This window comes from Mycobacterium sp. (assembly GCF_035697385.1).
GTDB lineage: Bacteria > Actinomycetota > Actinomycetes > Mycobacteriales > Mycobacteriaceae > Mycobacterium.
Genome location: NZ_DASSCY010000055.1, coordinates 20,795 through 32,808, shown reverse-complemented (window position 1 = coordinate 32,808; position 12,014 = coordinate 20,795). Strand labels below are relative to the sequence as shown.

Annotated in this window: 13 protein-coding genes; 7 read left to right on the top strand and 6 right to left on the bottom strand. The window is 64.6% G+C overall.

Annotated elements, in window-relative coordinates; all coding sequences use genetic code 11:
- The 5 genes from VFH65_RS05035 to VFH65_RS05015 form a co-directional block, all read right to left on the bottom strand.
- Positions 1 to 772: class I adenylate-forming enzyme family protein (locus VFH65_RS05035; protein WP_353320048.1), on the bottom strand; the 772-nt coding region annotated here is incomplete at its 3' end.
- Positions 762 to 2,198 (bottom strand): class I adenylate-forming enzyme family protein, encoded by a 1,437-nt coding sequence (locus VFH65_RS05030; RefSeq protein WP_353320047.1) that lies wholly within the window; start codon positions 2,196 to 2,198, stop codon positions 762 to 764. The genes VFH65_RS05030 and VFH65_RS05035, both read right to left, overlap by 11 nt.
- Complete coding sequence (locus VFH65_RS05025) at positions 2,198 to 2,977, bottom strand: enoyl-CoA hydratase/isomerase family protein (protein WP_353320046.1); 780 nt, start codon at positions 2,975 to 2,977, stop codon at positions 2,198 to 2,200. Before VFH65_RS05025 ends, VFH65_RS05030 begins: the two co-directional genes overlap by 1 nt.
- Positions 2,974 to 3,771 (bottom strand): enoyl-CoA hydratase/isomerase family protein, encoded by a 798-nt coding sequence (locus VFH65_RS05020; RefSeq protein ID WP_353320045.1) that lies wholly within the window; start codon positions 3,769 to 3,771, stop codon positions 2,974 to 2,976. The genes VFH65_RS05025 and VFH65_RS05020 overlap by 4 nt, the downstream gene beginning before the upstream one ends.
- Positions 3,772 to 3,775: 4 nt before the next feature.
- Positions 3,776 to 4,582, bottom strand: coding sequence for an enoyl-CoA hydratase/isomerase family protein (locus VFH65_RS05015; RefSeq protein WP_353320044.1), 807 nt, complete (start codon positions 4,580 to 4,582; stop codon positions 3,776 to 3,778).
- 101 nt (positions 4,583 to 4,683) lie between these two features.
- On the opposite strand from VFH65_RS05015, the gene VFH65_RS05010 reads away from it, so the two are divergent.
- The 4 genes from VFH65_RS05010 to VFH65_RS04995 all read left to right on the top strand — a co-directional run bounded on the left by VFH65_RS05010 (position 4,684) and on the right by VFH65_RS04995 (position 8,230).
- Positions 4,684 to 5,334 carry a hypothetical protein gene (locus VFH65_RS05010; protein WP_353320043.1) on the top strand — a complete coding sequence of 217 codons (651 nt, stop codon included), beginning with the start codon at positions 4,684 to 4,686 and terminating at the stop codon, positions 5,332 to 5,334.
- Positions 5,334 to 6,116, top strand: a complete 783-nt coding sequence (locus VFH65_RS05005; protein WP_353320042.1) for a FadR/GntR family transcriptional regulator — start codon at positions 5,334 to 5,336, stop codon at positions 6,114 to 6,116. The genes VFH65_RS05010 and VFH65_RS05005 overlap by 1 nt, the downstream gene beginning before the upstream one ends.
- Positions 6,113 to 6,976 (top strand): enoyl-CoA hydratase/isomerase family protein, encoded by an 864-nt coding sequence (locus tag VFH65_RS05000; RefSeq protein WP_353320041.1) that lies wholly within the window; start codon positions 6,113 to 6,115, stop codon positions 6,974 to 6,976. The genes VFH65_RS05005 and VFH65_RS05000 overlap by 4 nt, the downstream gene beginning before the upstream one ends.
- 78 nt (positions 6,977 to 7,054) lie before the next feature.
- Positions 7,055 to 8,230, top strand: a complete 1,176-nt coding sequence (locus VFH65_RS04995) for a thiolase family protein (RefSeq protein WP_353320040.1) — start codon at positions 7,055 to 7,057, stop codon at positions 8,228 to 8,230.
- Between the two features lie 179 nt (positions 8,231 to 8,409).
- Here VFH65_RS04995 and VFH65_RS04990 read toward each other — a convergent pair whose 3' ends face one another.
- Positions 8,410 to 9,177 (bottom strand): TetR/AcrR family transcriptional regulator, encoded by a 768-nt coding sequence (locus tag VFH65_RS04990; RefSeq protein WP_353320039.1) that lies wholly within the window; start codon positions 9,175 to 9,177, stop codon positions 8,410 to 8,412.
- 213 nt (positions 9,178 to 9,390) lie between these two features.
- Between VFH65_RS04990 and VFH65_RS04985 the strand changes: the two genes are divergently transcribed.
- From VFH65_RS04985 to VFH65_RS04975, 3 genes are read left to right on the top strand one after another with little or no spacing between them, the layout of a single operon-like run.
- On the top strand, positions 9,391 to 10,152 hold the full coding sequence (locus VFH65_RS04985) for a crotonase/enoyl-CoA hydratase family protein (RefSeq protein WP_353320038.1): 762 nt from the start codon (positions 9,391 to 9,393) through the stop codon (positions 10,150 to 10,152).
- Positions 10,153 to 10,165: 13 nt separating this feature from the next.
- Positions 10,166 to 10,963 carry an SDR family NAD(P)-dependent oxidoreductase gene (locus VFH65_RS04980; protein WP_353320037.1) on the top strand — a complete coding sequence of 266 codons (798 nt, stop codon included), beginning with the start codon at positions 10,166 to 10,168 and terminating at the stop codon, positions 10,961 to 10,963.
- 9 nt (positions 10,964 to 10,972) lie between these two features.
- Positions 10,973 to 11,980, top strand: coding sequence for a dihydrodipicolinate synthase family protein (locus tag VFH65_RS04975; protein WP_353320036.1), 1,008 nt, complete (start codon positions 10,973 to 10,975; stop codon positions 11,978 to 11,980).
- The last annotated feature ends 34 nt before the right edge of the window (positions 11,981 to 12,014 follow it).

Sequence of the window (12,014 nt, the reverse complement as noted above, 5' to 3'; positions counted from 1 at the left end):
CCACGAAACCATTGGTCATCGTGGGCTTTTCGGCCTCCAGCAGGTCAAGCGTCTCGCCTGCATCGCTGGCGTTGGAGCACACCAGCGTCGAGCCGGCGAGCAGGGTGGCAAGCACCGCGAACGCGATCCCTCCGATCCAGAAGAACGGTGAGTTGCAGAACAGCTTGTCCTGCGCGCCCAACCCACGGATCTCGTTGAGCACCTTCTGGTGTCCCAGCAGAGATGCGTGGGTGTGAACGACGCCTTTGGGGGCGCTTGTCGAGCCCGACGTGTACACGATGGCCAGCACATCCGAGTCGTCTACGTCGCGCTCCATCGCCTCGAGCAGCGTGGCGTCGGCGAGGTCGCCGGGTTCGGAGTCGAACAGGGCGTGGCGCAGCAGCGGGGCATCATTCCTGATTTCGGCGATCCGCTTGCGGTAGTCATGCGAGCGGAACGATGCGGCGGCAAGGAGTATTTCGGTGTCGCTGTCGACGAGTTGTACGGCCATCTCCGGGGCGGTGGCGAAGGTGGAGAACGGGATGGCAACGGCACCGATGCGCGCGGCGGCCAGCATGCCGACGACGAACGCCCCACCGTTGGGATACAGCAGCCCGACGTGAGTGCCCTTTGCCGCACCCAGGGCGATCAGGCCACGGGCCAGTTGCGCCGACCTTCGATCAGCTTCGGCGTAGCTGAGGCGCTCGGCATCGCAGACCAGGAAGGGGTGATCCGCCCTGGCGCGGGCCTGCTGCCGCAAAACGTCGGCGACGGTCAGCGATTCACTTGGCATGTTCGACGGGTTGGCTGAAGAATTCGCGGACCGCGCCGAGGTCGGCCTTGCCGGAGGGTGTTCTCGGGATCTGGTCGACGATCACGATGTCGGTGGGAATTTCGTAGCGCGCCAAACGCGTTCGCAGGAACTCGACGAGGGCGGCAGCGTCCACGGTTGCGTCTCGAAGTTCCACCATCGCGACAGGCGTTTCGCCGAGACGGTCGTCGCGCCGGCCCACGACGGCCGCCCCGCGCACCGCGGGATGGCCCTCCAGCGCGGCGCGGACGTCGTCGGGCATCACCTTGAAGCCGCCACGGATGATCGCCTGATCTGCGCGGCCGAGGATCCAGAGGAATCCGTCCTCGTCGATGCGGGCCATGTCGGTGGTGCGCATCCAGTCGGCGGACGGCCCGAGTTGTCCGGGCTTGACCTCGAGCAAGCCAACCTCGTCGGGACCAAGCGGCGTGCCTGCGTCATCGACAACGCGAAGTTGTGCGCCCAGGGTGGGTCTGCCCACACTGCCGCGCTTGACGTGCCAGTGCTTCTGATAGTCCGACAGCGTCCAACCGGCCACTCCGCCGCCGAATTCGGTTGCGGCATAAGAGGTCAGGACGGGTATGCCGAACTTCGCGGTGAATGCGTCGGCATCCTCTGCAGAAAGGGGAGCGGTACCCGAGGTGACCGCGCGGATGCTCGCCAGATCTTCGCGGGTCAGATCCGAATGCAACACCATGCGCAGCGCCGCGGGCACCAGGGATACCGCACGCGGCCGATGCCTGCGCACCGCGCCGGCCCACTGGTCAAGCTCGAAGCGGTCCAACAGGACGAACGGCCGCGCCTCGCAAACGCATTGCAACACGCGGAACACCCCGCCGATGTGGACCAACGGTGCGTTGACGATTGCGACGCCGTGCCGCAGTTCCGCCGGCGGCGATGATTGCGCAGGCTCGGCTCCGATGACGCTGCGTGCCAGCATGTCGTAGGTGAGGTCAATTCGCTTGGGCGGGCCCGTCGTTCCGCTGGTCAGCATCCGCACCGCGACGCCTGGGCGACCCGCGCTGGGGACGGGCACCTGCGGTGCAGCGTCCAGGCCTGATATCGGAATCGTCGTCGGTCCCGTTGGCACCATCGATGCGAGGTCGTCGGGTTCGCCGATGACGACCGGCAGGTTCAGCGCGGCGATGTCCTCGCGGGTGCGGTCGTCACCGCGTGACGGGTTGATGGTGACGACGGCGCCGCCGCCCAGCAGCACGCCGAGAAGGGCTGCCACATGAGCGGGGCGGTTGCGCAGCAGGATCCCGACCTCGGTCTCGCCGACCGCAGCGATCCCATTCGCCAGTTCGGCGACCTGACGCCACGTCGACCACCGGCCGTCGTATTCGACCGCCGCATCGTCGGGCTGTAACGCGAGCACGTCGGAGATGCGCCGGCTCAATGGGTGCATTAGCGGACTCTCGGTGTGGCTTGTCCGCCGTTGCCCTTGGCGGCGAGTTCGGCCTGCCCGAGCGGATTGCCCAGCCTCGTGTAGATCAGGTTCTGTTCCAGCGCCACGCGATAGGGCTTGTCGAGTGACTCCCAGATCGCCTTCACGGTGCCTTGCGTCGCAGACGGGGGCTTGGCCGCGATCGTCGACGCGATCTCGTGTGCACGCTCCCACAGCCGATCGCGGCTGACTACTTCGGACACCAATCCGATCCGCAGCGCGGTGTCGGCGCCGACACGTTCATCGTTGCCCATCAAGGCGATTCGCAAACTCTCGCCGAGGCCGACGCGGCGCATCAGGCCGATCGGTTCCAGAGCGCACACCAAGCCGGCGCTGACGTGGGAATCGAAGAAGGTCGCCTCGTCGGAGCAGATCACCACATCGGATTCGTTGACGAAGTAGAACGCGCCCGCTGTGCACATGCCTTGCACCGCACACACGACGGGCTTCCACATCTTCTGCCACTTCGGGCTGAGCTTCTCGCCGGGATCTTCGTGGTTCCACACGTTGTCCGGCTGTCCGTATGAGGACTTGATATCCAGGCCTGCGCTGAAAGCTCGATCTCCCGCGGCCCGTAACACCACCGCGTTCACCGAGTCGTCGAGCTTGACGGCCTGCCAGGCTTGCGCCATCTCGTCACACATTGTCCGATTGAACGCGTTGAGAGTGTCCGGCCGGTTCAACGTGATGGTTGCGACGCCGTCCGCGTCCGCGTCGAGCAGGATCGTCTGGAAACTCATCTGCACTGCCAGTTCGGTGAACGCTTCTCTGTGAAGGCCTTGGGTCCTTCCAGTGCGTCCTCGGTGCGGACCACCCGCTCGCGGAACGTCTCGGCGAGGATCTCGGCCTCGTGCAGCGGCAGGTCGAGGGTCTTGTGGATCGCCAGCCGGGTGCCTCGGACGGCAAGTGGGGCATTGGAATTGACGATGTCGGCGATCTCGTGAGCGCGTTCGAGAAGGCGGTCATGCTCGACGACCTCGCTGATCATGCCGAGTTCGTAGGCCCGTTGCGCGCTCATCCGTTCGTGCTTACCCATCAGGGCCATGCGCAGCGCGATGTTTCGCGGCAGCACCCGGGCCAGCCGAACCATCTCGCGACCGGCGACCAACCCGATGCTGACGTGCGGGTCGAAGAAGGTCGCCTTGTCGGAGGCGATCGCGATGTCGCCGGTGGTGATCCAGTCCAGGCCCGCGCCGCAACATAATCCGTTGATGGCGGTGAGCACCGGCTTGGCCATCCTGCGGAACGGTGGCGTGCCCTCCTGCGGCGCCTCCCACTGGTCGTAGGTGGACAGGTACGGGCGCTCGTAGATCACCCGGCCGTCCTCGGGGATCTCCGTCACATCGGCACCGGTGCAGAACGCGCGGCCGGTCCCGGTGACGATGAGGAGCCAGACGTTGTCGTCGTTTTCGGCTTCGTCGTACGCGGCGCGGAGCTCGCTGATCATGTGCGGGCTCAGCGCGTTGAGCGCATCGGGCCGGTTCAGCGTGATCGTCGCCTTGTGGCCGTCGACGTCGTACTTGATGTCCGTCATTTAGTCACCTTCCACCGAACTCCGGTGTGCGTTTCTCGCGGAATGCCGCCAGTCCCTCTTTGAAATCCGTTGTTCGGCAGGATAACTCGACGTTGAACAACTCCTGCGTCATGGCCTGATCCAGCGTGGCATGCAGGCCGTGGTTGATCGCCTGCTTGGCCAGCCCGATCGCGATCGTCGGCCCCGACGCGAGTCGCTTCACCAATTGCTCGGCGACGTCGCCGAGTTCGGCCGCGCTCACGCAGCGGTGAATCAATCCCCAGTTGGAAGCGTCGCTGCCGCTGATCTTCTCGGCGAGGAGCAGCATCTCCTTGGCCCGGGCCAGGCCGGCCAGCCGGGGCAGCAGCCATGTGGAACCAGAATCTGGGGAAAAGCCGCGACCGATGAACGGCTCCCAGAACACGGCGTCGTCGGTGGCCACCGTGAAGTCAGCGGCCAGGGCGAGATTGCAGCCAAGGCCGACGGCCCAACCCTGCACGCTGCACACCACCGGCAATTGGATGCCGTGGACGAGTTCGATCACCCGATTCGCGGTGTGTGGAATTCGCCTGACCAGGTCGCCTGTGCGGGGCCGCTGGCCGGTGCTGTTGGATGCCACCCAGTCCGCGCCTGCGCAGAAATCGCTTCCCGCGCCGCGGATATGGATGGCCCTCAGCGAATCGTCGGTCGCGGCATCGGTCAGCAGCTGGACAAGCGAGCCGATCATCGAATGGCTCAGCGCGTTGCGCCGCGACGGGCGATCGAGCGTGAGCCGAAGTACATCGCCGTCCCGCGATGCCGTCACCGAGCCGTCGGCGTCGACGTCAGTCACCTTGTTTCCGCCAATCCTGAGCTATACGGTTAGCCCTACAGTATTGCTATCCTGTACAAGTTAGCAAGGAAAGCGCGCCAACGGAACATGGAAGAGGCACCATGGCGGACGGCACACCGCGATACGGCGAGCAACCATTGGCGCAGACAGTCGCCGCCGCGGCCGCGCTGCGGCGCCTGACCGGGTTACTTCTGTCGTTGGAGCACGAGCATCCGACCGTCGACGCCATGCTCGCGCAATTCGCCGAGTGGGAACGCGAGTTAGGGCCCGCCGCTCCGCCCGACCTCACGCCGCGAATCGGGGACGGCGGCGACGAACAACGCGTGTATCTGGACCACGCGTTCGACATCGGCGCGTACAACCCGTGCTTTCCCGAGTACACCTTTGACCGACTCGACGACCGGACCGCATCCGGCCGCGTCACCTTCCCACTGGTCTACGAGGGCCCGCCGGGCCTGGTGAATGGTGGCTTTCTCGCTGTCTTCTTCGACTGCATCACCCAACACCAGAGCTGCGCGGCGGGCCGGACCGGCAAGACGCGCTCGCTCACAGTGACGTTTCGCCGGCCGACGCCGGTGTTGGCCGAACTCGACTTCGACATCGAGCGGGTCGAAGACGACGGCAGGGTCACGTCGACGGCGCGGTTGCTGCTTGGCGACGAAGTTCTTTGCATCGGTGAGTTCAAGACAGTGGCCAATTCCGCCGACAAACTGATCGGCTTCCGATTCGGCAAGCGGCGGGTCCAGAACTGATGGTCGTCCAACGCATTCGCCAACCGCGAGTGGCCGAGATCGTGGCCTCCCGACTGCGCGAAGACATCCTGTCGGGACGGCTCAAGGAAGGCGATGTGCTGCCGACGCAGGAGAGCCTATTCTCCGAGTTCGGTGTCAGCCCGCCGGCGCTTCGCGAAGCGATCCACATTCTGGAGACCGACGGGCTGATCTCCGTTCGACGCGGCAACATGGGCGGGGCGGTGGTCCACCAGCCGACGGCCGAGCGGACCGCCCACATGATCAGCATGGTGTTGCAGTCGCGGTCGTCGACACCGGCGGATGTGAGCGGTGCATTGCTGCACCTCGAGCCGATCTGCGCAGGGATGTGCGCTGCCCGGGAAGACCGGATGACCGAAGTCGTGCCCTATCTCGAAGCCGAAATCGACCAGCAGAGTGAGCAATTCGACGACCTGTCGCGATATATTCCGAATGCCAGGCGCTTTCACGAGACGGTGGTCTCTCGCTGCGGTAACGAGCCGATGATCCTGTTGATCGGCTCGCTGGAGCTGATCTGGTCGGCTCATGAGTCATCGGTGTGGAGCGACGAAGGCGACCCGATGAAATACAAGACGATGCGAGCCGCCCTGCGCGATCATCAGCGGCTCGTCGATGCCATCCGGGACGGCAACTCGTCGCGCGCGGTACGGCTCGCCCAGGATCACCTCGCAGCCGCCCGGCGCAACACACTCGCTGTCGGCGCTGACAAAACCATTGAGGCGAAGCTGATTTCGAACACCAACCACCAGGAGTCCGGCAGATGACAGACGATCGTGTGCTTTTCGACGTTGATTCCGAGAAGCGAATCGCGACCATCACGCTGAACAACCCCGCGCAGCGCAATTCGTACGACGCCACCATGCGCGACGCCGTCGCGCGCTACCTGGATCGCGTCGCAGAGGACGACGACATCACCGTCGTACTGATGCGCGGTGCCGAAGGGGTGTTCAGCACCGGGGCGGACATGAACAACGCGTACGGCTGGTATGGGCAACGGGAGGAAGGCGCGAAAAGCCGTCCCAGTCAACGCCGCCGCCTCACGGTGGACCGCAAGTCGTTCGGCTTCTACCACAACCTCATGGGTTTTCCGAAGGTCACCGTGGGGGAGATCAGCGGATATGCGCTCGGCGGGGGCTTCGAGATGGCATTGATGACCGACATCTCCGTGATCGCCCGCGACACCAAGATCGGCATGCCGGCCACCCGATTCCTCGGACCCGCGCTTGGCAGCCTGCACATGTTCTTCCACCGCCTGGGCCCGGTGCTGGCCCGGCGCCTGCTATTGACCGGCGACATCATCGAGGCGGGCACGATCGAGCATCTCGGCGTCTTCACCGACACCTGCGATACCGGCTCGGTGCAGGCCAGGGCACGGTATTGGGCCGAGAAGGCAGCGAAGATGCCGGCCGACGGAGTGGTCATCGCCAAGGAGGCTTTCCGTCTCGTCGAGCAGAGCCAGGTGTATCAGGGCGAGGAAGTGGCCAGCTACCTGTTCCACGCGTACGGGACGAACCTGCAGTTCGCGCCGGGTGAGTTCAATTTCGTCAAGACGCGCGCCCAGCACGGAACCAAGGAGGCGTTCCGTCTGCGCGACGAGCACTTCCACGTCCCCGAGCCTCAGTGACGCCCCTCACCTACTGCGAGCAATACATTATCTGCTACTTTTGTAAAGTCACCCAAGCCGAACATCGAGGTTGAGAACATGCCCACTCCCGTCATCGTCGGAGCCGCAAGGACAGCGATCGGCCGATCATTCAAGGGGACGCTGGTCAACACCCCGCCCGAGACTCTGATCACAGCGGTGCTCCCGGAAGTGGTTCGCCGCTCCGGTATCGACCCGAACGCGATCGACGACATCATCTTCGCCGAATCGCATTACGGCGGTGGGGATCTCGCTCGCTATGCGGCGGATGCCACTGGTATGCAACATGTACCTGGCCAGTCGGTCAACCGGCATTGCGCGGGCAGCCTCACCGCGATCGGCAACGCCGCAGCGCAGATCGGCTCCGGTATGGAGCGCGCGCTCATCGCGGGTGGCGTGCAGTCGCTGTCGATGACCCCGCTGACGAACTGGCGCATCCCCGGCCCCGAGCTGAAGTTCGAGGAACGGTGGATGCCGCCGACGCATGTCGAGACGCCGGACGCGCCGACCAAGGACATGTCGATAACCGTCGGTTGGAACACCGCTCAGGCCGTCGGCATCACCCGCGAGGAGATGGATGCCTGGGCCGCGCGGTCACATGAACGGGCCATCGCGGCGATCGACGCCGGCAAGTTCGTCGACGAGATCATCCCGCTGAAGGTGCAGCAATTCGACGGATCGGTGGTGGAGTTCAGCGTCGACGAACAACCGCGTCGGGACACCTCGGTCGAGAAGCTGGCCGGACTGAAGGTGCTGCATCCAGAGATCGAGGGCTTTTCCATCACCGCCGGCAACGCCAGCGGGACCAACGACGCCGCCGCGGCGGTGACACTCGTCGACAGCGACTATGCCGACGCCGAGAAGCTAACGAAACTGGCGACCGTGAAGGCTTGGGCCGCCGCCGGTGTCGCGCCGAAGGACACCGGACTGGGCGCCGTGAAGGTGATCGGCAAGGTGCTGCAGCGGGCGGGTTTGAAGCCCTCGGATGTGACGCTGTGGGAGGTCAACGAAGCGTTCGCATCGGTGCCGATCGCGGCGTGCCGTGAGTACGGCCTCGACGAGGAGCTGGTCAACTTCTCCGGAAGCGGTTGCAGCCTCGGCCATCCCATCGCGGCGTCAGGCGCGCGAATGATCACCACGCTGATCTACGAGCTGCAACGGCGGGGCGGCGGCATCGGCGTAGCCGCAATGTGCGCAGGCGGCGGCCAGGGCGGCGCCGTCGTCATCGAGGTCTGATCGCGCGTTGCCGTGCGCGGCGCGGGCTACATATGCAAAATTGCCCGCCCAGCGAGCGACAATGTCGGTAGCGCATGGTGTTGCCAACCACCACGACGAGGTTGTCGCTCAATAAGCGGGCGATTTTCTATATGCACTTGGCGGGACGCGGCGAATCCCCGGATGGCTAGTTCCTTATGTCAGCGTGCGGCGGCCTTGCTTCGCGGGCGCGAAGCCGTCGCCTTGCGTGCGGTCTTGGCGGGCTTCTTGCCACCGTCGATCAGCCGCGCCGCGTGGTCGAGAATGCACTCGAGGCCGAACTCGAAGTTGTTCTCGTCGGCCGCACCGATGTGGTGACCCTTCTCGGTGACCATTGCGAGCAGCGGGGTGATCTCGGGATCGATGGTCATCGTTTCCTCGATGTCGCTGGGTCCCTCGTCGGCCGCTCGGTTCTTCTCCCGCAACCGCTGCAGCACCACCGATCCGCGAACGTGGACCGACACCGCGGAGTACGTGTCGAACGCGTCCTCGGGGGACAGGCCCGCCTCCACCAGGCTGCCGATCGCCTTTTCGACTTCCTGTACGCCCAGCCGCGCCGCCCGCGGACTCAGCGCGGACCGGATGAGAATCAGGTCGCACAGAATCGGGTTGCCCATGAACGTCTTTCGCATGGTGCGTGCGTGATTGCGCAACGTCTCGCGCCAGTCCTTGGCTTCGACGTATGGCGTGGCGAAGACGTACTGGCGCAACGCGCGATCGGTCATCGCGTTGAGCAGATCGTCCTTCTTGCGGAAGTACCAGTAGATGCTCGTCACGCCGACGCCGAGGTGCTTGCCGAGCAACGGCATGGACAGGTTGTCGATGCCCACCTGCTCGGCGAGCTCGAACGCGCCCTTGATGATGTCGTCGGGATTGATGGACCCCCGCTCGCGTCGCTGACGCTTCTCAGCGGTTGCTTGCCTTGCCACTGCGGGCACCTCCATCAACAGTCGTTGTGGCTCTGAATGTACCGGCTGCTGCCTTCTGAACTGCGTCTTCGCATCCGTGTCGCCGCTCGGTCGTTACGGTGAACCTTACCGGGAACCATCCGGTCGATGGCCGCCACCAACTTCTCGCCCTTCTACTGTAAGACCTATAGTAAGCTTTTCTAGCAATATGCGGCGTAACGCGAAGGGTGAAGTGTGTCCGACGAAATTCTGACCGAGCGCCAGGGGCGCATTCTCATCATCACGATCAATCGACCGGAGTCACGAAACGCGGTGAACCTGGCGGTCAGCCAGGGCCTCGCCGACGCGGTCGACGAGCTTGACGAGAATCCGGACCTGTCCGTGGCCGTGCTGACCGGGGCCGGCGGCAACTTCTGTGCGGGGATGGACTTGAAAGCCTTTGCCGCCGGAGAAATCGTCGCTATCCCGGGTCGCGGCATCGGTTTCACCGAGCGGCCGCCACGCAAGCCGATCATTGCGGCCGTCGAGGGATATGCCCTGGCGGGCGGCACGGAGGTGGTGCTGGCCACCGACTTGGTCGTGGCGTCGAAATCGGCGAAGTTCGGGATCCCCGAGGTGAAGCGGGGTCTGATCGCCGCAGGCGGCGGGCTGCTGCGGCTGCCGCATCGCATCCCGTATCAGAAGGCCCTTGAGCTGGCGCTGACCGGCGACAGTTTCACGGCGGAACAGGGCGAGGCTTGGGGCTTCGTCAACGTGGTCACCGAACCCGGTGGGGCTCTCGCCGGCGCGGTCGAACTTGCTGAGCGCATCACGGCCAACGGGCCGCTGGCCGTCGCGGTCACCAAAGAGGTTCTCGTCAAGTCGGCGAGCTGGAGCGAAGACGAGATGTGGAAGAAGCAACTTGAACTGATCATTCCGGTCTTTTCGTCCAACGACGCGAAGGAAGGCGCTATCGCGTTCGCCGAGAAGCGCAAGCCCAACTGGACGGGTACCTGACAGGCCCGTCGCCATGGATCTCGGGTTCAAGGACGCCAGCGCCGTCGTCGTCGGTGGTGGTCGCGGGATGGGATTGGCGACCGCTCGCTGTCTTGCCGACGACGGCGCGCGGGTAGCCCTCGTCGGCCGCACTGAGGCCGTACTCGTCAGTGCCGCAAAGGGTTTGGCCGACCGTGGCAGTCCCGACGCGATCGGGCTGGTCGCCGACACGACAGACGCCGGACAGGTCCAGCGCGTGTTCGACGACCTGAGCCAGCGGTGGGGCGGCGAGCTCAATGTCCTCATCAATGCGGTCGGGCCCGGCACGCAGGGAACGTTCGAAGACCTGACTGACGATCAATGGCGGGAAGCCTTCGACGACGGCGTGATGGGCATGGTGCACTGCGTGCGCTCGGCTCTGCCCCTACTTCGGAAGGCGGAGTGGGCGCGCATCGTCAACTTCTCCGCGCATTCGACACAGCGTCAGACCGTCATCCTGCCCGCCTATACGGCCGCCAAGGCGGCGGTGACCAGCATTTCGAAGAACCTGTCGCTGCTGCTGGCCAAGGACGAAATCATGGTCAACGTCGTCTCGCCGGGAAGCATCGCCTCCGAGGCGCTGGTCGGCTGGGCCGAATCGGTGGGCGTCGACGGCAGCGATCCCTACGCGTTGATGGCTGCGATCGACAAACACTTCGGCCATCCAGCGCATCTACCGAGGGCGGGCCTGCCCGACGAGATCGGTCCCGTCGCTGCGTTTCTCGCCTCGCGCCGCAACTCGTACATGACCGGAGCCAACGTCAACGTCGACGGGGGTAGTGATTTCACCTAGGGAGGCGCCATGGCAACAGCCAAGGAAGCTCGTTCGTGGGCGCGGGGTGCGCTGCGTGGAATCGGCGATTCGCTGTACACACCGTTCAAGGGCGACGACGGCGACGACATCGATTGGGATGCCTACCGCGCACTGGTGCGGTACTGCGTAGGCGAGTTACACCACCCGATGCTGTGGTGCACCAGCGGCATCGCGGAGTTCTGGTCGCTGACGCTCGATGAGCGAAAACGCTTGCTGGAAGTGGCAATTGAAGAGGGCCGCGCAGCGAATCCCGATGTGGTGGTGCAGGCCTGTACCGCGGCGATGTCGGCCAAGGATTGTCTCGATCTGACGCAGCACGCACAGCAGGCGGGCGCAGACATCGTGTATATCCAGACGCCGATGATGGAAGCCCACGGCGGAGTAGGAGTTCTACGGTTTTTCCAATACATCAGTGACCGCACCGATATAGCACTGGGCATGTTCAATTCGCCGTCGTCCGGCTACGTGTTGACTCCCGACGAAAGCGCCCGCATCTACACCGAGATTCCCGCCGTGTGCGCGACCAAGGAGGGTGCGTTCCGTCCGGCGGCGAGCCGGAAGTTGCATGAATTGGCTCCGGAGCTGATGGTCTGGGAGTGCGACAAGACGGTGTATCGCGCCGGTTGGCTGCGTGACGGGATCGTCTGTCCCGCTCAACTCGGCACCGCCGGCTATCTGTTCGAAACCCCTGCGAAACGGCTCTTCACCGAGTACTGGGATTTGATTCTCAACGACAAACTCCTCGAGGCCATGGACTACGCGCGTGAGTCGGGATTAGACCAGTTCGACCTCGACATGGGCTCGTGGTTTACCTGCTATCCGGGGCGGGCCGACTACTTCACGCATTGGGGTGGCGCGTTCAAATACGCCGCCTCGGTGCTGGGCCTGCCGATCGGCGAATATCCCCATTCCAGGCCACCGCAGGCAGAGCTACCCGATGAGGCGCGGGCGCAGATCAGCGCTGCTTATCGGCGGCTTGGACTCGTCGACAGCTGAGCCGCCAACCGCTTGCGGAAGACGCTACCGATAG